The sequence below is a fragment of the Krasilnikoviella flava genome (assembly GCF_900167525.1).
GTDB classification, from domain to species: domain Bacteria; phylum Actinomycetota; class Actinomycetes; order Actinomycetales; family Cellulomonadaceae; genus Isoptericola; species Isoptericola flavus.
In genome coordinates, this window is the sequence record NZ_FUZQ01000001.1 from 396,307 (window position 1) to 415,552 (window position 19,246).

Sequence of the window (19,246 nt, forward strand, 5' to 3'; positions counted from 1 at the left end):
GCCCCGGGCGTCGTCGCCCGGGGCACCGGTGAGCTCAGTGCGCCAGGACGGGGTCCCGGTCCGCGCCCGACGACGCCGCGGCGTCGGATGCCGACGCGGGCCGCAGTGCGGCGGGGAGCAGCGCGGCGTGCGCCTCGAGGAGCTCGTCGGTCATCGACCGGATCTGCTCGAGCGTGCAGTGCGCCGACGTCAGCGGGTCCAGCGCGACGGCGTGGTGCACGTGCTCGACGTCGCCGGTGAGGACGGCGCGGACGGCGAGCGTCTGGACGTTGACGTTGGTGCGGTTGATCGCCGCGAGCTGCGGGGGCAGGTCGCCGAAGGACGTCGGCTGCACGCCGTTGGCGTCGACCAGGCAGGCGACCTCGACGCACGCGTCGTCGGGCAGGTTCGTGATGACCTGGCCCGCGTTGGGCACGTTGCCGTAGACGACGGCCGGCACGCCCGTGACGACGGCGTTGACGATCGACGCGCCGTACTCGACCGACGGGCTGAGGTCGGCCTTGAGCCGCTCGAGCTGCTCGTCCACGTCGCCCTGCTCGTCGTGCGAGGAGCAGATCTCGTAGTAGTCCCAGCGCTCCGGGAGGTACTCGAGCGTCGTGGCGGGGTCCTTGCGGAACCACGGCACGTACTCCGACGCGTGGTGGCTGGACTCCGTCTCGAAGTACCCGAAGTGGTTCATCAGCGTGGTGCGCACCTGCTCGTTGCCGCCCTCGTAGGTGCTGGCCGCGAGCGCCGCGTCGGAGTGGTCGCCGTCGTCGGCCAGCAGGTCGGCGGCCGCCCGGCCACGGACGTGACGCTCGGCCATGACCTGGCGCAGGCGCGGGTACAGATCCTCGGTGCCGCGGCGGAAGTCGAGGATCCACGCCTGGTGGTTGATGCCCGCGCACCGGTAGGACACCTCGTCGTAGGGGACCCCGAGGGTGCGGGCGAGCATGCGCGTGGTGCCCTGCACGCTGTGGCACAGGCCGACGGTGCGCAGGCCGAGCGCGTTGAGGTAGGCGGTGGCCATCGCCATGGGGTTGGCGTAGTTGATGAACTGCGCGTCCGGGCAGACCTCGAGCGCGTCGGCGGCGATGTCCTGGTAGGCCCGCACGGAGCGCAGGAAGCGGAAGACGCCGCCGGGGCCGACGGTGTCGCCCACCGTCTGGTCGACGCCGTAGCGGCGCGGGATCTCGACGTCGTGCCGGTAGGACTCCACGCCGCCCACCTGGAAGGTGATGATGACGAAGTCCGCGTCGGCGAGGGCCGCGCGGCGGTCGGTGGTCTGCTCGACGACGGTCGGCAGGCCGTGGTGGTCGACGAGCTCGCGGGCGGCGGTCGCCACCCGGTCGAGCCGGCCGGCGTCGAGGTCCATGAGGCTGAGCGTGGCGCCGCGCAGGGCGGGGAAGCTGAGCAGGTCGCCGATGAGGCGGAACGGGAAGACGAAGCCGCCGGCACCGATGATGGTGATCTTCGGGGAATGAGCCATGCAGCGACGCTAGGCCCGAGGATGGCGGTTGATCCTCCGGTTCGGTCGCCCCGATTTCCGGGATCCTTCGATGCGGTCGCGCCGCCGTCCTAGTCGCCGACGAGGTCGTAGGTCTGGTGGGCCAGGTCCCGGATGGGGCGGCGGTTGCTCACCACGACGAGGACGCGGTCGCGGGCGGTGGCGAGCAGGTTCTCCAGCAGGCGCCGTTCGGTGTCGACGTCGAGGGAGGCCGACAGGTCGTCCACGAGCATGACGTCCGCGGGGTGCGCCAGCATCCGGGCGGCGGCGAGCCGGTGCAGCTGCCCGCCGGAGAGCCGGTGCCCCTGGGGCCCGATCTCGGCCTGGGTGCCGTGGGGGATGCGGTCGACGTCGTGGTCCAGCGTGCTCGCCGCGAGCACGTCCGCGAGCAGCGACGGCGGGCTCCCGAGGAGCACGTTGGTCGCGAGCGTGTCGCTGAAGACGTGCGGCGCCTGCGGCGTGAGCGACATGAGGGGCGGGGCCATCGCCACGCCCGGCGGCAGCACCCGGCCCCGCACCGCCACGCTGCCCGCGGAGCGGGGCAGGGTGCCCTGGATGGCCCGCAGCAGGGTGGTCTTGCCGACGCCGACCGGGCCGGCGACGACCACCAGCTCGCCCGGACGCGCGGTGAGGTCGAAGTCCCGGACCCCCGGCCGCCCGCCGGGGTGCTCGTACCGGAGCCCGGAGACCTCGAGGACGGGCGCCCCGTCCTCGAGGCCACCGCGCGGCCCGGCGTCGCGGTCGGCGACCACCATGGGCGCGGGAGGGTCGGGAGTCGGCGCGGTGAGGTCGCGCAGCCGCCGGCCGGGGAGGATCTCCCTCAGGCGCTCGCCGGTCACGCTGAAGCGCTGGAACCGGCTGACGAACTGGCCCACGGCGTTGACGAGGGTGCCGAACGTGCCCAGCGCGTAGATGAAGTACGCGAAGTCGCCGACGCTGAAGCTGCCGTCGCGGATCCCCGCGGCCGAGGTCCACATCACCAGGGCGGTGCCGAGGAGCACCACGATGCTCTGGCTCGACGCCAGGATGCCGCCGAACACCCCGTTCAGCACCGCCGCGTGGCGGCGGCGGTCGTTGATGTGCCGCACGCGGTCCACGACGTGGCGGCCGGCGTCGTTGACCTTGATCGCCTCGATCCCCGCGAAGCAGTCGCGCAGGAAGGCGGACACGTCGCCGGCGGTCTGCCGGGTGTGGTGCTGCAGCTCCTTGATCCGCCGGCTGGCGGCGAAGGCGATGACCGCGATCAGCAGCGTGGGCAGCACCGCGAGGAGCGTGGTCCGCAGGCTGATCGAGAACAGCACCCCGAACGTGACGGCACTCGTCACGACCGAGGAGGAGACCAGCTGGATCCCCCGCTTGCCCAGCACCTCGGCGACCTCGACGGTGTCGTCCCGGTAGCGGGACAGGATGTCGCCCGTCGGCACCGGGGGCGGCAACGCGCCCGGGCGGCGCAGCAGGCGCTCGGTGAGCCGGACGCGGACGTCGTGGTAGATGCGGTAGCGGAACACGGTGTCGACCGCCATCCAGCCCGCGGCGCCGACCGCCTCGGCGGCCTTGAAGCCGAGGTAGGCCAGCAGCGGCGCCACGGGCAGGGCCCAGCCGGCGGCCTGGTCCGGCAGCTCGTCCAGGAAGGCGCGCAGCGCCAGGCCGGGCACCACGGCACAGAGGAAGAAGGCGATCCCCGTCACCACGTCGGCGACGAACAGGGGCAGGTGGGGCCGGACCATCCCGGCCAGCAGCCCGACCCGGCCGACGTCCTGCCGCTCGAGACCTCGGCGCGTCCTCATGATCCCCCCTGCTGCAGCATGGTCGCGAAGCGCGACCCCGGGTCGACGGAGAGCTGGTCGCGCGGGCCGAGCTCGACGATCCGCCCCTCGTCGACGACGGCGACGAGGTCCACGGAGTCCAGCGTCGCGAGGCGGTGCGCGATGACCACGGCCGTCCGTCCGGCGAGGGCCGGGCGCAGCGCCGCGTCGAGGCGTCGCTCGGTCTCGGGGTCCAGTCGCGCCGACGCCTCGTCGAGGATGACGAGCGCGGGGTCGCGGATCAGGACCCGCGTCAGGGCGAGCAGCTGAGCCTCCCCCGCCGACATCACGTGCTCGCTCACCCGGGTGTCCAGCCCGTGCGGCAGCCGCCCGACCCACTCGGTCAGCCCGAGCGCCTCCAGGGCCGCGCCCAGCTGCTCGTCGCTCACGTCCGGGTCCATCAGGGTGACGTTGTCGCGCACGGAGGCGTCGAGCAGGAAGACGTCCTGGGTGACCACGGCGACCGCGGCCCGCAGGTCGGTGACGCTCACGTCGGCGGTGTCCACCCCGCCGATGCGGACGGCCCCGGCGTCCGGGCGGACCAGGCCCGAGAGCAGCTTGGCGACCGTCGACTTCCCGGCGCCCGTCCGGCCGACGACCCCGAGCGTCTGCCCGGCGGGGAGCTCGAGGTCCAGGTCGGTGACGACCGGGTGCTCCCGGGCGTAGCCGAAGGTCACGCCGTCCAGGGTCACGTCGTGCGGGCCGTCCGGGAGCACGGCCGTGCCGCCGCGCGGCTCCACGGGCAGGTCGAGGATCTCGCGGGTCCGGCTGAGGCCCGCCATCGCGCGCTGGTAGTCCTGGAGCTGGTGCGAGAGGCGGATCAGGGGCTCCTGGAGCTGCTGGGTGAACGCGAAGACCAGGTAGACCGTGCCGATCGTCAGCGCCCCCTGGCCGAACCGCAACCCCGCCAGGCCCAGGGCGAGCGCCGTCACGAGCGCCGTGAAGAGCGAGGCGGACGCCCAGACCAGGCTGCTGCCCACCAGCGCCGCACGGAGGTCGGTGCGCAGGACCCCTCGGTGCCGGTCGGTCAACCCCTCCATGGCGTGGCCGACCGCCCCGAGGGCCTGCAGGTCCTCGGTGCCGCGCAGCCGCTCCTCGACGTATCCCATGAACCGCGCCACGGCGCCGCGGCTGCCGCGGTAGGCGTCGCGGCCCCAGCCGGCGACCCAGCGGATCCCGACCAGCCCGACGAGCAGGCAGACGAGGAACAGCAGGCCGATGCGCCAGTCGACGGAGAACAGCGCGGTGATGACGCCGACCACGATCAGCAGCTCGCCGACGATGGTGATGACGAAGCGGGAGAACAGGTTGCTCAGCAGGCTGATGTCGCCGTCCACGCGCTCGACCCACTCCCCGGGGGTCGCGGTGTGGTGGTGCTCCAGCGGGAGGTCCATCGCGTGCTGCAGCACGTCCTCGCGGAGCCTGTTCGTCGAGCGCCAGGCCACCGACTCGGCGAGGCCCGCCTCCACGGCCGACAGCGCGTACCGCGCCAGCCCGAGGACACCGAACAGGAGCACCAGGCGGGTCGAACCGGCGACGTCCAGCGTGCCCGTGACGACGCCGTCGATGAACTCCCGGACCACGAAGGGGCTGGCGAGCGTCGCGCCGGTCGCGCCGAGCATCACCGCGCCGAGGAGCCCCAGCCGCCTCGACTCGCGCCGGAAGTACGGCCAGAGAAAGCGCCAGTCGCCGCGCCTCGCCGTCGCCGTCGTCGTCGTCGTCCGGGCGTTCTCACCAGTGAGCACGCCCCGGACGGTAGCCGAACCACCCCCACCAGTACAACGTGGAATCGACCCTCACGGCCCGGCGCCGGCACACGCCCTAGGCTCGCCTCGTGACACTCCGCGTCGACGACGTCCGCCGGGAGGAGGCCGCCCTGTGGGTGCGGCACGGTGCTCCGCCCGTGATGGAACACCCGCACCGGCACGACGACCTCGAGCTCAACCTCGTGCACTCGGGCCGCCTGGAGTACCTCTTCGGCGGGTCGACGCTGCGGGTCGACGCCGGCCAGGTCGCACTCTTCTGGGGCGGCACGCCGCACCAGCTCGTCGACCCGGACGCCGTCCCGTCGGACGTCTCCTGGGTGCACATCCCGCTCACGGAGGTGCTGAGCTGGGCCCTGCCCGCCGAGCAGATCGCGGTGCTGCTCCGGGCGCGCCCGGTGGTGGTGCCCGCCGCCGCGCTCGCCCGCGACGTCGACGCGCTGTTCGCGACGTGGCACCGCGACCTCCTCGCGGGCGGCGACAGCACCGTCGTGATGCTGGAGGCGCAGGCCTTCGTGCGGCGCACCCTCACGACGGCGGAGGCACCGGGGGCGCCCGGCGGGGCGCCGGACGCCGCCGACGCCGCGGGTGCGCCGGGCCCGTCGGGCGCGGCCGCCCGCGCCACGGCCATGGCGCAGTTCGTCGCGGAGCACTACCGGTCGCCGATCTCGCCGGCAGACGTCGCGCAGGCCGTCCACCTGAGCCCGAGCCACGCGATGACGCTGTTCAAGCGGGTGGTGGGCACCACCCTCGGCACGTACATCGCCCGGTGCCGTGTGGCGGAGGCGCAGCGACTGCTCATCACCACGGACGCGACCACCGTGGAGGTCGGGCACGCGGCGGGGTTCACGTCGCAGAGCAGCTTCTACGACACGTTCCGCCAGATCTGCGGGTGCGCGCCCGGGGACTACCGACGCGCGCTGCGCTGATCGGGGGCCGGACGACGCCGCACGAGCTGGGCGAGCGCGGTGGGCACGCCGGTCAGGCGGGTCCCGGGCCGCGGTCGCCGGACACCGGCGTCACGCGACCTCGAACCCGGCGGCGCGCAGCTTCTCCACGACGGCCTCGCAGTGGTCGTGGCCCTTGGTCTCGAGCTGCAGGTTCACGAGCACCTGCGACACGCTGAGGGAGGTGTCGGTGCGGGTGTGCTCCACCTGCGCGATGCTCGCGCCGGCCCGCGCGACCACCTCGAGCAGCTCGGCGAGGGAGCCGGGCTTGTCGTCGATGCACACGCGCAGCTGCAGGTACCGGCCGGCGGCGACGAGACCGTGCTGCACGACGCGCAGCAGCAGCAGCGGGTCGATGTTGCCGCCGGTGAGGACGGGGACGATGGTGCCCGGCAGCGAGCCCGGCTCGGCGGCGAGCACGGCCGCGACCCCGGCGGCGCCCGAGGGCTCCACGATCTGCTTGCCCCGCTCGGCCACGAGCAGCAGCGCGCGCGACATCTCCTCCTCGGAGACGGTGCGCACCTCGACGCCGAGGCGCGCCAGCACCTCGAACGGCACGTCACCGGGGGTGCCGATGGCGATGCCGTCCGCCATCGTCGCGCCCAGGGCCCGCGGCACGGGGCGCCCCGCGGCGAGCGACTCCGGGTACGCGGCGGCGCTCTCGGCCTGCACGCCGACGACCTTGACGTGCGGGGCCGCCTCGGCGAGGACGGTCGCGATGCCCGCGACCAGGCCGCCGCCGCCGAGCGGCACGACGACCGTGCCGACGTCGGGCACCTGCTCGAGGATCTCGAGGGCGACCGTGCCCTGGCCGGTCACGACGTCCAGGTGGTCGAACGGGTGGATGAGGGTGCGGCCGGAGCGGGCGGCCTCCGCCCGGGCGGCGACGAGGGCCTCGTCCACGCTGTCGCCGACCTGGCGCACCTCGGCCCCGTAGCCGCGGGTGGCGGCGAGCTTGGGCACCGACGCGTCCACGGGCATGTAGACGATGGCGTGGATGCCGAGCATCTGGGCCGCGAGCGCGACGCCCTGCGCGTGGTTGCCCGCGCTGGCCGCGACGACGCCGCGCGCCTTCTCCTCGTCGGGCATCCGGCTCAGGCGCGTGTACGCGCCGCGGATCTTGAACGACCCGGCACGCTGCAGGTTCTCGCACTTGAGGACGACGGGCGCGCCCGCGGCCTCGGACATCGCGCGGAACGCCTGCACCGGGGTGCGGGTGATGACGCCGTCCAGGAGGGCCGCGGCGGTGCGGACGTCCTCGAGGGTGACGCGGTCGATCGGGGGGTGTGCTGCCACTTACCTGTTCTCTCCTGCCGGGCCCGCGTCGGTGGCGGGCGAGGCAGGGGCGTCGGGCAGGTCGATGGTGCTGCCCGAGGTGCCGCCCGTGGTCGTCGCGCCCTGCGACGACCCCCGTCCCGACCAGAGCAGGGTACCGGGCAGCTGCGAGCGTTTGCGCAGCAGGGGCAGATGGTCCTCCGTGCCGAGCTCGGGGAACTTGTCGTGGCCGTGGAAGTACAGCAGCACCGTGTTGAGCACGGCCGCCAGCGGCACCGCGAACAGCGCGCCGACGATGCCGGCCGCGAGGCTTCCGGCGGCGACGACGAGCACCACGGCCACGGGGTGCAGCGACACGGCGTGCCCCATGAGGAACGGCTGGAGGATGTGGCTCTCGGCCTGCTGCACCAGCAGCACGATGCCCAGCATGATGAGGGCCGCGATCCACCCCTTGGCCACCAGCACGACGGCCGTGGCGATGGCGCCGGTGACGATCGCGCCGATGATCGGCACGAACGATCCGATGAAGACCAGGATGCCGATGGGCAGCGCGAGGGCCGGCACGAAGAAGACCGACCCGACGCCGATGCCGACGGCGTCGACGAACGCGACGAGGATCTGGGTGCGCACGTAGGCCGACAGGGTGACGAGCCCGCGGCGGCCCGCCTGGTGCACGTTCTCCCGCGCCCGCACGGGCAGCAGGTTGACGAGCCACGTCCAGATGGTGCGGCCGTCGAGCAGGAAGAAGATCGTGCAGAACAGGGCGATGAGCGCGCCGACGAAGACGTGCCCCACGGTGGTCGCGGCGCCGAGCGCCCCCGAGACGATCCCCGAGCTCTCGACCAACGAGCTCTGGAGCTGCTGGCCGTACCCGGACAGCTGCTCGGCGTCGAGCTGGAGCGGGCCCTCGGCGAGCCAGGTCGTGAACTGGCGGAAGCCCTCGACGGCCTGGTCCGCCAGGTCCTGGAAGCCGCTCACGATGGACGTGCCCGCCAGCGTCACCAGGCCGCCCACCAGCACGATCAGGCCGACGATCGACACCGCCGTCGCGAGGCCCTTGCTCAGGTGCCACCGCTGGAGGGACCGGCGCACGGGCGCCAGCAGGACCGTCACCAGCAGCGCGATGGCGACCGGCACGACGATCGTCTTGAGCGACGCGAGCAGCCAGAGGAAGGCCGCGACAGCGGCGGCGATCAGCAGGACGCGCCACGACCAGGAGGCGGCCGCGCGGACGCTCAGCGGGACGGTGTCCGCGCCGGACGGGGAGGAGTGTTCCGAGCTCACGCGGAAACCCTAGGTGGCCCGGGGCCACGTCGCGCGGGGGCCACGCCCCGCGCGCCGGGACGGGCCCGGCCGTCGACCAGGATCTTCACGGCGCGTCCACAGGTCGCGCGCCTGCGCCGGCCCGTCGTCAGGCGCCCGGGCGCCGCCGCTGCGGGTACGGGGTCTCGCCGCGCGCCAGCATCGCGACGTACTTCGCCACGTTGCGCTCGCGCGCCTCCGCCGTCTTGAGGGCACCGAGGCGGTGCAGGACGGCGTACCGGTTCTGCGACGTGAGGACGTCGAACGTCGCCGTCGCCGCGGGGCTGGCCGCGAGCGCCGCGGCCAGGTCGGCCGGCACCTCCGCCCGCGCCGGCCCGTGGTAGGCGGCCTCCCAGCGACCGTCCGCCTTCGCCGCGTCGATCTCCGCCTGGCCGCGGGGCCGCATCCGGCCCTCGCCGGTCAGCCGGGCCACGATCTCCTGGTTGCGCACGGACCAGCGGCTGCGCGGCCGACGCGGGCAGAACCGCTGCAGCATCGTGTCCGCGCCCAGGCTGCGCATCTGGGCGTCGATCCACCCGCTGCACAGCGCCTCCTCCAGCCCGGTGGCGTGGGTGAGCGTCGTCGGCGCCGGGCGGCCCTTCTTCGCGAGCACCAGCCACGCGCCGTCCGGGGTGTCGCCCTCGTGCTCGTCGAGCCAGGCGCGCCACGCCGCGGGGTCGGGCAGCAGGAGCTGGTCGGACAGGTCAGGGCGGTCGTCGGCCATGACGGGACCGTAGCGCCAACCACGCCCTCGGAGCGCGGGAACATGCGCCCCCACGGTGTCGTTGCGCCTACCGGGACCTCTGCGTCCCGACCCTGTAGGGCAATGAAGGTCAATGGAGGTACGGCGATGAACTCGATCTTCGACCAGCTGCTCGGCCGCTCCGGCAGGTCCACGATGGTGGCGCCCGAGGAGGCGCTGCCCGGGCGCGAGTCGCCCGTCCTGCCCGCCGCTCGCCCGCACACGGTGCTCGGCACGTCGCTCACCGGGCCCTGGCCCGAGGGCACGCGCGTGGTGTACCTGGCGATGGGCTGTTTCTGGGGCGCCGAGGAGATCTACTGGCAGGTGCCGGGCGTGGTGAGCACGGCCGTCGGGTACATGGGCGGCACGACGCCGAACCCGACGTACGAGGAGGTGTGCACGGCCCGCACCGGGCACACCGAGACCGCGCTTGTGGCCTACGACCCGGCGCGGGTCTCCGAGGCCGAGCTGCTCAAGATCTTCTGGGAGCGGCACGACCCCACGCAGGGCTTCCGGCAGGGCAACGACGTCGGCACCCAGTACCGGTCCGCGGTCTACTGGACCACGCCCGAGCAGGAGAAGGCGGTCCGTGAGACGGCCGAGACGTACTCCGAGGTGCTCGCGGCGAAGGGTTACGACCCGATCACCACGGAGCTGCGCCCGGCCGCCGAGGCCGGACCGTTCTTCTTTGCGGAGGACTACCACCAGCAGTACCTGTCCGACGCGAAGAACCCGCACGGCTACCGCTGCCACGCGACCACCGGAGTCCCGTTCCCCGACGCCGCGTAGCGCAGCACCGGCCTCACCCCTGCAGGAACTGCAGGACGGCGAGCACCCGGCGGCTGTAGCCGTCGGACGCGTCGAGGCCCAGCTTGGTGAAGATGGCGTTGCCGTGCTTCTCCACGGCGGACTGCGACAGGTGCAGGGCGGACGCCACCCCGGCGTTCGTCCTGCCCTCCGCCATCAGGCCGAGCACGTCGCGCTCGCGCGGGGTGAGGCGTGCCAGCGGGTCCACCCGTGGGGTGTCCGCGAACAGCTGCCGCACTACCTCGGGGTCGACCACGAAGTCGCCGCGCGCCACGCGGTGCAGCGCGTCGAGCAGCTCGGACACCCGCATGACCCGGTCCTTGAGCAGGTAGCCGACTCCCGCTCCCTCACTCGTCACGAGCTCGCGCGCCGCCTGCCCCTCGACATACTGGGACAGCACGAGCACACCCACGGAGGGCCAGCGGCGGCGGATCTCGACCGCGGCTCGGAGGCCCTCGTCCGTGTGCGTGGGCGGCATCCGCACGTCCACTACCACGACGTCCGGCGACGGACGGCAGCCCAGGAGCGCGAGGAGCTCGTCCGCGTCGCCGACCGCGGCGTCCACGTCGACGCCCTCGTCGGCGAGAAGGGCGCGCAGGCCCTCGCGCAGCAGGGCGGAGTCCTCCGCGATCATCACGCGCACGGCAGCACCGCCCGCACCGTCGTCGGCCCGCCCGTCGGGCTCTGGACGTCGACCGTGCCGCCCAGCGCGCCCACTCGGGCCGACAGCCCGGCGAGACCGCGGCCCTGACCGTTCCCGGCCCCACCGACGCCGTCGTCCCGGACCGTCACGGACACGGCCCCGGTCGCGCCGTCGGTCGGCGCCACGACGACGTCGACCCGTGCGGCGCGGGCGTGCTTCGAGACGTTCGTGAGGGACTCGGCGACGACGTAGTACACGCAAGCCTCGACCGCCGGCGCCAGTCGGCCCGCGAGGCGGAAGTCCAGCCGGGCAGGGGGTGCGGCTCGCGCCGCCAGCCTCCCCAGCACCGGGCGCAGCCCCTGGGTGTCCAGGGCCGTCGGGTGCACGCTCCAGGCGACGTCGCGCACGGCCGTGAGCAGGCGTTCCGTCTCGTCCGCCGCCTGCGCGAGCAGGGCGTCGCGGGCGGCGCCGTCGGTGGCTCGGCGGCCGCGGTCCACGAGCATGCCGAGCGCGACGACGTGCTGCTGGGCGCCGTCGTGCAGGTCCCGCTCGATCCGCCGTCGCTCGGCCTCCACGGCGGCGACGATGCCGGCCCGCGACGCGACGAGCGACTCGATGCGCGACACCAGCTCCGCCCGATCGTCGGTCCCCAGGTAGCGGGCCGCGGCGGCCCGCTCGAGCGCGGCCGCGCCGATCAGCCCCATGACGGCCAGGTAGAGCAGGAGCATCCCCGGCACCGCGGCGGACAGGATCGTCAGCCCGGTGGTGGGCTCCCCCTCGTCGTTCGACAGGGCGGGCACCCTGGCGTCGAACGCCCACGACGCGATCATGAGCGCGGCGGCGAGCGCCCCGTAGGCGAGGAGCAGCACGACCCCGAGGCTGGTGAGCCCGACCACCAGGCGCACGGCGAGGTAGCGGGCCCGGCGGTCCGGGCGCCCGGCGGCGCGGGCCGGCCGGTCGAGCCACCGCTCGAGGCGCCGCTCGTGCACCCGGACCGCGGCGCCGAGCACGCGGTCGCGCCACGGGCCGGAGCCCGGGACGACGCCGCCGACCGCCGTCGCCCCTCCGGCGATCACCAGGGCGGCGCCGTCGAGCGGGACGAGGAAGGCCCCCAGCACGACCCCGAACGTCGCGCGGGCGGCGGAGCTGGGGATGGCCACGCGCCCACCCTAGCCACGCGCGTCGCGCGCGGTACTGCGGTGAACCGCACCCCTGACCTGCGGTTCCCCGCCGCGATCCGTGCGCGAAGCCGCGATGTGGCCACCGCCCCGCCGTCCCTAGCGTCGACGGCATGAGCACAGCACCCCTGATGGCGGCGGCCAGCACCGCCGAGCCCGGCATCATCACCCGCCTCACGGACTGGGCCGTGGGCCTCATGGAGGCCCTCGGAGCCCCGGGCGCGGGGCTCGCGGTCGCCTTCGAGAACCTCTTCCCGCCCGTCCCCAGCGAGGTGATCCTGCCGCTCGCCGGATTCACCGCGAGCCAGGGGGACCTCGGCCTCCTGTCGGTGGTCCTGTGGACCACCGCGGGCTCCGTGGTCGGAGCGCTCGCCCTCTACCTCGTCGGCGCCGCCATCGGGAGGGAGCGCCTGTACCGCCTCGTGGAGCGCATGCCCCTGGTGCGCGTCGAGGACCTCGGCACGGCCGAGGCGTGGTTCGCACGCCACGGCGCGCGCGCCGTCCTGCTCGGCCGTCTGATCCCGATCGTGCGGAGTCTGATCTCGGTGCCCGCCGGTGTCGAACGGATGCACCTGGGCCAGTTCCTGACGCTGACGGCGATCGGCAGCGCGATCTGGAACACCACGCTCGTGCTCGTCGGGTATCTGCTGGGCGAGCAGTGGCACGCCGTCGAGGGCGTGATCGGCCGCTACCAGTCCGTCGTGATCGTGCTGGCCGTCGTCGCGCTCGCCTGGTACGTCGTCCATGCGGTGATCACCCGTCGCGCGGTGGACGGTCCGCGCCATGCTCGCTCCCGGTGACGGTGGCGGACCTGCGGATCTCAACGGCCCTGGTGCATGCCGAACGCCCACCGCGTGACGCGCCAGCGCCGGACGCCGAGGTCGTAGACGACGAGGAGCATCGCCGCGGACGCGACGGCCGGCAGCAGGACGACGCCGCGGCGGCTTGCCGCACGTCGAAGAACGGCGAACAGCGTCGCCGGGCATCGCGCCGTCCGGGGGCAGCCCCCCGATCGTGGCACCGGACGGGACGACTCGCCGGGCGCGTCAGACGAACACGTCGAGCAGCCGCCGGCAGCGCACCGGGTCCTCGGTGAGCCCGTGTGCGAGCCCCCACAGCAGGTACGACGTCGCGCGCAGCACCACCCAGGCGCGTGCCCGGTCGCGCGGCACGCCGGACGCGCGGACGAACGCGTCGAAGGCCGCCACCACGTCCCGCTCGGACGGCAGCTCGTCCAGCCGGGTCCACAGCACGCGCGCGAGGTCGGCCTCCGGGTCGCCCCGCCACAGCACGGGGTCGACGACGAGCCACGGCGCGCGCATGCCGGCCAGCACCTGGTCGTGGTGCAGGTCGCCGTCCACGGCGAGGGACGACGTCGGGGCGGCCCCGCGCTCGGCGGCGAGGTCGAGCGCGACGTCGAGCTGCCGCGACGGCAGCGGCTCCCCGAGCTCGGCCCACTCGCGCGGGAACGACTCCGCCATACCGGCGGCGATCGCGGCGGTCGACGGCACGTCGTCGGGGGCGGGCACCGCCAGCGTCCGCGTGAGCCCGGCCAGCACCTCGACCGCGACGTCCAGCGGCTCGTCCGCCAGCGACCGGCCACCGTCGAGACGTTCCAGGAGCGTCGCGCCCTCGCCCTCGTCGGCGTCGACCAGCAGCACCGTGCCGCGCCCGGCCCACACGCGCAGCGCGCGGACCTCTCCGGCGACGTCGTCCCCGGGCGGCGCCAGCCGGAGCGCCAGCCGCTCGTCCCCGCGGCGCACCGGCACGACCAGGGCGTTCGAGCCGTGCGCCGGCTCGCCGTCGACGACGAGGCCCCACGCCGCGCACCGCGCGGCCACCCCGCCGGGCAAGACGTCCAGCCAGCCGCGCCCGGCGTCGTCGTGCCACCACCGCGGCATCGCGCGGAAGGAGGGCGGCACGGTGATCACGACGCCACCCTAGGGCGACCGCTGGACGACCCGCGGGGCCCCGGGTGTGGAATGGGAGGCATGAGCGACCAGAACGCCACCCCCGCCGCCCCCACCCACGCCGCCGCCGACGGCACCGCGATCCCCGCCGTCGGCTTCGGCACCTACAAGCTCAAGGGCTCGGAGGGGGCCGACGCGATCGCGCGGGCGATCGACGCCGGCTACCGGCTCATCGACTCCGCCTTCAGCTACGAGAACGAGGGCACCGTCGGCCGCGCCGTCCGCGCGTCGTCCGTGCCGCGCGAGGAGCTGCTGGTCACGTCGAAGCTGCCGGGCCGCCGCCAGGCGTACGACGACGCCGTCGCGACTGTCGAGGAGTCGGTGTACCGCAGCGGCCTCGACCACCTGGACCTGTACCTCATCCACTGGCCGAACCCGCGGATCGGGAAGTACGTCGAGGCGTACCAGGCGCTGGTCGACTGCCGCGAGCGCGGCCTGATCCGGCACGTCGGCGTCTCCAACTTCCTGCCCGAGCACCTCGACGCCGTCATCGAGGCCACCGGCGTGACGCCGGCCGTGAACCAGGTCGAGCTGCACCCGTACTTCCCGCAGGCCGAGCAGCGCGCCGCCGACGCCGAGCGCGGCATCGTCACCGAGGCATGGAGCCCGATCGGCCGGGCCAACGCGATGCTGACCGACCCGGTGATCGCCGAGGTGGCCGCCGCGCACGGCGTCTCCCCCGCCCGCACCATCCTGCGCTGGCACGTGCAGCTCGGCGTGGTGCCGATCCCCAAGGCGTCCAGCCCCGAGCGGCAGGTCGACAACCTCGACCTGTTCTCCTTCGCGCTCACCGACGACGAGATGGCCCGCATCACCGGCCTCGGCCGCCCCGACGGCCGCACCGCCGACCAGGACCCGGCGGTCTACGAGGAGCTCTGACGCTCCCCCGCGGGGCGGGCCGACCGCCCGTCCCGCGGGCCGAAGACGCGCAACGCGTCGGCGTCGCTGGCCGACGACCGCAGGTACTCCTCCGCCCACGACCGCGCGTCGGGGTACGTCGAGCCGGCCGCCACGGCCGCCACCGCGGCGTCGACGTCGACGGTGGTGTGCCGCAGCTCGACCTGTCCGTCGCGCAGCAGCGCCCACGCCCCGCCCGGGCGGCCGTACGGCATCCCGACGCTGCCCGGGTTCACGAGAAGGCGCCGGTCCACCAGCCGCACGAACGGCATGTGCGTGTGCCCGCACAGCACGGTCGTGACGTCGTCGTCGAGCCCGCCCAGCACGTCGGCCCACCGCTCGAGCGAGGAGTCGACGAGCACCACCTCCTCGTCGTCGCGCGGCGTCCCGTGGCACGCCAGCACGCGGCCGAACCCGCGCACGCGCAGCTCGACGGGATGGGGCAGGCCGGCGAGGAGCTCCACGTCCTCCGGGCGCAGCTGCGCCGCCGCCCACGGGGTGATCGGGTCGGGCACCGGGCCGGACCCGTCGCGCGCGTGCGACACGAGCTCGCGGTCAGCGTTGCCGCGCACCAGCACTGCCCGGTCGTCCAGCGCCCGCAGGCGGTCGAGCACGGCCACGGGCTGCGGTCCCGCGGCATGGTCGCCCGTCACGACGACGGCGTCCGCCGCGCGCACGTCCGGCTCGTCCAGCACCGCCCCGAGCACGGGCAGCACGCCGTGCACGTCCGAGAGCACCGCGACGGTGCCCAGCTCACCCCTCCGTACATCCATGCCGTCACGTTCCCAGGCGGGCGACCGGGACGCACGCGGTTCCGCTCCCCGCAGCACGGTCGTGCGCACGACTGCACCGCGACAGCGTCGGGGGCGGGTGCGACGATCGTCGGGTGCTGCTCGCCGAGCTGGTCACCACGCACGCCGCCGTCGCCGCGACGCGTTCGCGGCTGCGCAAGCGGGAGCTGCTCGCGGACGCCCTGCGCGCCGCAGAGCCGGGCGACGAGGTCGAGGTCGCCGCGGCCTTCCTGTCGGGGCGTCCGCGCCAGCGCCGCACCGGCCTGGGCTGGAGGACCCTCGGCAGCCTCCCGCCGCCCGCCGACGTGGCGAGCCTGAGCCCGGCGGACGTCGACGACGCCCTCGGCCGCCTCGAGCGCCTCGCGGGCACGGGCTCACAAGCTGCCCGGCGGGCGGCCGTCGACGAGCTGTTCGCGCGCGCCACCGCCGACGAGCAGGACTTCGTGCGGCGCCTCGTGCTGGGCGAGCTGCGCCAGGGCGCGCTGGACTCCCTGCTGCTCGACGCGATCGCCGCCGCGGCCGACGTGCCGCTGCCGGTCGTGCGGCGCGCCGCGATGTTCAGCGCCCTGACCGGACCGATCGCGCGGGCGGCGCTCGACGGCGGTGCGCCGGCCCTGGAGAGCTTCCACCTCGAGCCCGGCCGCCCGGTGCGGCCCATGCTGGCGGCGTCCGCGCCCGACGTCGCCGCCGCGCTGGAGCGCTTCGAGGGTGCGGCCGTCGCCGCCGACACCAAGCTCGACGGCATCCGGGTGCAGGTGCACCGCCGCGGCGACGACGTCGTGGTCTTCACGCGCTCGCTCGACGACGTCACCGAGCGGCTGCCCGAGGTGGTCGCCGTGGCCCGGGCGCTGGACGTGCGGACCGTGGTGCTCGACGGCGAGGCCATCGCCCTCGACGACGCCGGCCGCCCGCGCCCCTTCCAGGAGACCGCGGCCCGCACCGGCAGCCACGACGCGGAGGCGGGCAGCGCCACCGTGCCGCTCAGCGTGCGGTTCTTCGACGTGCTGCATCACGACGGCACCGACCTCGTCGACGCGCCCGCGGCCGAGCGCCTCGAGGTGCTCGACCGGGTGCTGCCGCCCGAGGTGGTGGTGCCCCGCCTGGTCTCCTCGGACGTCGCCGAGGTCGAGCGGTTCTTCGCCGACACCGTCGCCGGCGGGCAGGAAGGCCTGGTGCTCAAGGCCCTGGACGCGCCCTACGCCGCCGGGCGTCGCGGCGCCGGCTGGGTGAAGGTCAAGCCGCGGCACACCCTCGACCTCGTGGTGCTCGCCGTCGAGTGGGGCTCCGGGCGCCGCCAGGGCCGGCTGTCCAACATCCACCTCGGCGCCCGCGACCCCGGCACCGGCGGCTTCGTCATGCTGGGCAAGACGTTCAAGGGCATGACCGACCAGATGCTCGCCTGGCAGACGGAACGCTTCACCGAGCTCGCGACGTCGCCCGCCGACGGCTCGTCGTACGTCGTGACGGTGCGCCCCGAGCAGGTGGTGGAGATCGCTTTCGACGGCGTGCAGCGCTCCACCCGCTACCCCGGTGGGATGGCGCTGCGCTTCGCGCGCGTGGTGCGCTACCGCGACGACAAGACCGCCGCCGAGGCGGACACGGTCGACACCGTGCGCGCCCTGGCGGCGGCCCCCGGCCCGGCGGCCGGCTGACTCGTCGGGCTCGTCAGCTCGCGCGTCGCTGGCGCGTCCAGATCAGGGCGCCCACGCCCGCGCCCACCAGCGCGACGGCGGCCATGACGAGGCCGAGCACCTGTGCACCTGTGACCGGGAGCGACTGCGAGGCGGCCGCTGCCTCGACGTCGGCGCTCACCCGGCCGGTGCTGACCGTGCCGGTCTGCGCGCGCGTCTCGACGGCCTCCGCGTCGTCGGCGCCACCGGCGCCACCCGCCGGGACGTCGTCGGACGGCCCCTGCTCGGCGACGGCGGCGGGGGCGGTCTCCGAGGCGGTCGGGGACGGCTCCGCGGGCGGCGCCTCCGTGGCGGCCTGCGGGGTCGGCGTCGGCGACTCCTCGGCGGGCGTGTTCCCGTCGTCCGCCGGCGGGGTCGTCTGCTCCGCGGGCTCCAAGGGCTCGGTCGGAGGCGTGGTCGCCGTCTCGGGCGTCGGTGACGGCGCCGGGGCGTCGACGTACTCGACGGCGTAGTGGCTGATCGCCCGGCACTTGCCGCCGGTCGGGTACGCGATCGTGATCTCCGCGACGGGCACGTCGAGCTCGACGATCTTGGGTCCCTCGCCCCGCTTGGCCGACCCGGCCTTCACGCAGTACGCGGAGATGAGCTCGCCCTCGGGCGCGTGCAGGGTGATCGTCTGCTTCTCGCCGTCGACGTCCGTCTTCGGCTCGTCCATGTCCGGGCAGACGTTGTCGTCCCAGGTGCGCGTGTCCTCGGGCCACGAGTAGCGCTCGCCGTCCGCAGTGGCCGAGCCGCCGTCCCAGGAACCGCCGGTGCGCGAGTCGCCCGTCCCGCTCCAGTCTCCGTGGCCGGCGGGCAGCGCGACGGCAGGGCCGGCAGCGAGGCCGGCCGTGAGTCCGGCGGCGAGCAGGAGCGACGCTCCGAGGACGGTGGGTGGGCGCACGAGCACTCCAAAGGGCAGGCGGGATCGACCGCGACATACAAAGGCGCGGCCCTCCGGCCGCGCCCGAATGCTAACGAGACGGACCTTCCCGGGGAAGGGTGAAATTTCGGACGAGTCGCCCGCGCCGCCGACGTCGCGTCAGTGGCGGCCGCGCCCCCCGCGGGGGCGTCCGCGCCCCGGCTTCCCACCGCCACGTGGGCGGGGCGTCCTGCCCACGCCCCGGCCGCCGTCCCGCCGCCCCGCGGCACGGCGTGCGTCCGCGGCGCCGCGCGGCGCCTCCTCCGTCTCGGCGCGCTCGCGCCCGGCACGCCCGCGCGAGCTGTTGACGGTGCGGCCGCGCACGATGCCGATCATCTCCTCCACCTGCTCGTGCACGTCGTCCGGCAGCCCTTCGACCAGCCACGCGAGGCCCACGGGCGCCTTGGGCCCGCCGTCGAGCACCCGGTAGGTGACGTCCTTGCGGTGGTGCAGCCGTGCGAGCGACATCGGCACGACGGTCACGCCGACCCCCGTGGCCACCAGCGCGATCGCGTCCGCCGCCGTCGCCGGCCGCTCCGGCTCGACGACGCCGCCCGCGCCGTCGTCGTACGCCTCGGGCGCCCGGCCGGGCACGGCCTCGCCCGCCGGGTAGAGCACGTCGTCCGCCGGCAGCCACACGACGTCGTCCGCCAGGTCGTCCGCCGTGACGACCTCCTCCTCCGTGGTCGCCGCGAGCAGGTGGTCGCGCGAGACGGCGACGACCGGCAGCTCCGTGTACAGGGGGATGGCGTGCAGCACGTCGCCGTCCACCGGCAGGCGCAGGAGCGCGGCGTCGACGCGCCGCCCGGCCAGCGCGGCGGGCGCGTCGGCGACCTCCGTCTGCACCAGCTCGAGGCGGACGTCCGGGAGCCTGTCACGCCACGTGCGCGCCCACCGGCCCGGCGTCGCGCCCGGCACGTAGCCGAGCCGGAAGGCCGGGCGGTCGTCGTCGGGGCGCACGCCGTCCTCGGGGGTCTCGTCGGGGGCGCCGTCGAAGGCGTCGTCCGCGGCGTCGTCGAGGGCATCGCCCGGCTGGTCGGTCACGGCA

17 protein-coding genes are annotated in these 19,246 nt (G+C 74.9%); 5 read left to right on the forward strand and 12 right to left on the reverse strand.

Annotated features, from left to right (window positions below; all coding sequences use genetic code 11):
• Window positions 1-34: 34 nt before the first annotated feature.
• The 3 genes from melA to B5Y66_RS01580 all read right to left on the reverse strand — a co-directional run bounded on the left by melA (window position 35) and on the right by B5Y66_RS01580 (window position 5,036).
• On the reverse strand, window positions 35-1,468 hold the full coding sequence (melA, locus tag B5Y66_RS01570) for an alpha-galactosidase (protein WP_079570068.1): 1,434 nt from the start codon (window positions 1,466-1,468) through the stop codon (window positions 35-37).
• Window positions 1,469-1,557: 89 nt separating this feature from the next.
• Complete coding sequence (locus B5Y66_RS01575) at window positions 1,558-3,273, reverse strand: ABC transporter transmembrane domain-containing protein (RefSeq protein WP_079570071.1); 1,716 nt, start codon at window positions 3,271-3,273, stop codon at window positions 1,558-1,560.
• The gene (locus B5Y66_RS01580) at window positions 3,270-5,036 is read right to left on the reverse strand and encodes an ABC transporter ATP-binding protein (RefSeq protein ID WP_079570073.1); all 1,767 of its coding nucleotides are present in this window, start codon (window positions 5,034-5,036) and stop codon (window positions 3,270-3,272) included. Before B5Y66_RS01580 ends, B5Y66_RS01575 begins: the two co-directional genes overlap by 4 nt.
• Window positions 5,037-5,125: 89 nt before the next feature.
• On the opposite strand from B5Y66_RS01580, the gene B5Y66_RS01585 reads away from it, so the two are divergent.
• Window positions 5,126-5,983, forward strand: coding sequence for a helix-turn-helix domain-containing protein (locus B5Y66_RS01585; RefSeq protein ID WP_245806857.1), 858 nt, complete (start codon window positions 5,126-5,128; stop codon window positions 5,981-5,983).
• Between the two features lie 90 nt (window positions 5,984-6,073).
• On the opposite strand, the gene ilvA is transcribed toward B5Y66_RS01585, so the two are convergent.
• The 3 genes from ilvA to B5Y66_RS01600 all read right to left on the reverse strand — a co-directional run bounded on the left by ilvA (window position 6,074) and on the right by B5Y66_RS01600 (window position 9,302).
• A complete protein-coding gene (gene ilvA / locus B5Y66_RS01590) occupies window positions 6,074-7,297 on the reverse strand; it encodes a threonine ammonia-lyase (RefSeq protein WP_079570076.1) in 1,224 nt (407 codons plus the stop codon).
• Window positions 7,298-8,560 (reverse strand): AI-2E family transporter, encoded by a 1,263-nt coding sequence (locus B5Y66_RS01595; RefSeq protein WP_079570079.1) that lies wholly within the window; start codon window positions 8,558-8,560, stop codon window positions 7,298-7,300.
• A gap of 127 nt (window positions 8,561-8,687) precedes the next feature.
• Window positions 8,688-9,302 carry a YdeI/OmpD-associated family protein gene (locus tag B5Y66_RS01600; protein WP_079570082.1) on the reverse strand — a complete coding sequence of 205 codons (615 nt, stop codon included), beginning with the start codon at window positions 9,300-9,302 and terminating at the stop codon, window positions 8,688-8,690.
• A 126-nt stretch (window positions 9,303-9,428) separates the two neighbouring features.
• On the opposite strand from B5Y66_RS01600, the gene msrA reads away from it, so the two are divergent.
• Window positions 9,429-10,109: a peptide-methionine (S)-S-oxide reductase MsrA gene (gene msrA, locus B5Y66_RS01605; protein WP_079570085.1), complete on the forward strand. Its 681-nt coding sequence runs from the start codon at window positions 9,429-9,431 to the stop codon at window positions 10,107-10,109.
• 13 nt (window positions 10,110-10,122) lie between these two features.
• Here the strand turns inward: msrA and B5Y66_RS01610 are convergent, their stop codons facing one another.
• Window positions 10,123-10,761, reverse strand: coding sequence for a response regulator (locus B5Y66_RS01610; RefSeq protein WP_407656356.1), 639 nt, complete (start codon window positions 10,759-10,761; stop codon window positions 10,123-10,125).
• Window positions 10,761-11,930, reverse strand: coding sequence for a sensor histidine kinase (locus B5Y66_RS01615; protein ID WP_079570090.1), 1,170 nt, complete (start codon window positions 11,928-11,930; stop codon window positions 10,761-10,763). The genes B5Y66_RS01610 and B5Y66_RS01615 overlap by 1 nt, the downstream gene beginning before the upstream one ends.
• A 131-nt stretch (window positions 11,931-12,061) precedes the next feature.
• Here B5Y66_RS01615 and B5Y66_RS01620 point away from each other — a divergent pair, with 131 nt between their 5' ends.
• Window positions 12,062-12,748: a DedA family protein gene (locus B5Y66_RS01620; RefSeq protein ID WP_079570093.1), complete on the forward strand. Its 687-nt coding sequence runs from the start codon at window positions 12,062-12,064 to the stop codon at window positions 12,746-12,748.
• A 246-nt stretch (window positions 12,749-12,994) separates the two neighbouring features.
• On the opposite strand, the gene B5Y66_RS01625 is transcribed toward B5Y66_RS01620, so the two are convergent.
• Window positions 12,995-13,879, reverse strand: a complete 885-nt coding sequence (locus B5Y66_RS01625) for an aminoglycoside phosphotransferase family protein (protein WP_245806858.1) — start codon at window positions 13,877-13,879, stop codon at window positions 12,995-12,997.
• Window positions 13,880-13,939: 60 nt separating this feature from the next.
• Here B5Y66_RS01625 and B5Y66_RS01630 point away from each other — a divergent pair, with 60 nt between their 5' ends.
• Window positions 13,940-14,797 carry an aldo/keto reductase gene (locus tag B5Y66_RS01630; protein WP_079570095.1) on the forward strand — a complete coding sequence of 286 codons (858 nt, stop codon included), beginning with the start codon at window positions 13,940-13,942 and terminating at the stop codon, window positions 14,795-14,797.
• Here the strand turns inward: B5Y66_RS01630 and B5Y66_RS01635 are convergent.
• Entirely contained in the window at window positions 14,782-15,588 is an 807-nt protein-coding gene (locus B5Y66_RS01635; protein WP_079570098.1) for a metallophosphoesterase family protein, read from the reverse strand. The two genes, B5Y66_RS01630 and B5Y66_RS01635, sit on opposite strands and share 16 nt — an antisense overlap.
• 113 nt (window positions 15,589-15,701) lie before the next feature.
• Here B5Y66_RS01635 and B5Y66_RS01640 point away from each other — a divergent pair, with 113 nt between their 5' ends.
• Complete coding sequence (locus tag B5Y66_RS01640) at window positions 15,702-17,258, forward strand: ATP-dependent DNA ligase (RefSeq protein ID WP_079570101.1); 1,557 nt, start codon at window positions 15,702-15,704, stop codon at window positions 17,256-17,258.
• 13 nt (window positions 17,259-17,271) lie between these two features.
• Here the strand turns inward: B5Y66_RS01640 and B5Y66_RS01645 are convergent, their stop codons facing one another.
• Both B5Y66_RS01645 and B5Y66_RS01650 read right to left on the reverse strand, forming a co-directional pair.
• Entirely contained in the window at window positions 17,272-18,180 is a 909-nt protein-coding gene (locus B5Y66_RS01645) for a dihydrolipoyllysine-residue succinyltransferase component of 2-oxoglutarate dehydrogenase complex (protein ID WP_139820669.1), read from the reverse strand.
• Between the two features lie 138 nt (window positions 18,181-18,318).
• On the reverse strand, window positions 18,319-19,242 hold the full coding sequence (locus B5Y66_RS01650) for a LysR substrate-binding domain-containing protein (protein ID WP_245806859.1): 924 nt from the start codon (window positions 19,240-19,242) through the stop codon (window positions 18,319-18,321).
• Window positions 19,243-19,246 lie beyond the last annotated feature (4 nt).

Coding starts and splice junctions, on each gene's coding strand:
- B5Y66_RS01610 (WP_407656356.1), bottom strand. CDS start 10,761: ATGATCGCGGAGGACTCCGCCCTGCTGCGCGAGGGCCTGCGCGCCCTT.
- B5Y66_RS01630 (WP_079570095.1), top strand. CDS start 13,940: ATGAGCGACCAGAACGCCACCCCCGCCGCCCCCACCCACGCCGCCGCC.
- msrA (WP_079570085.1), top strand. CDS start 9,429: ATGAACTCGATCTTCGACCAGCTGCTCGGCCGCTCCGGCAGGTCCACG.
- B5Y66_RS01620 (WP_079570093.1), top strand. CDS start 12,062: ATGAGCACAGCACCCCTGATGGCGGCGGCCAGCACCGCCGAGCCCGGC.
- B5Y66_RS01600 (WP_079570082.1), bottom strand. CDS start 9,302: ATGGCCGACGACCGCCCTGACCTGTCCGACCAGCTCCTGCTGCCCGAC.
- melA (WP_079570068.1), bottom strand. CDS start 1,468: ATGGCTCATTCCCCGAAGATCACCATCATCGGTGCCGGCGGCTTCGTC.
- B5Y66_RS01575 (WP_079570071.1), bottom strand. CDS start 3,273: ATGAGGACGCGCCGAGGTCTCGAGCGGCAGGACGTCGGCCGGGTCGGG.
- B5Y66_RS01635 (WP_079570098.1), bottom strand. CDS start 15,588: ATGGATGTACGGAGGGGTGAGCTGGGCACCGTCGCGGTGCTCTCGGAC.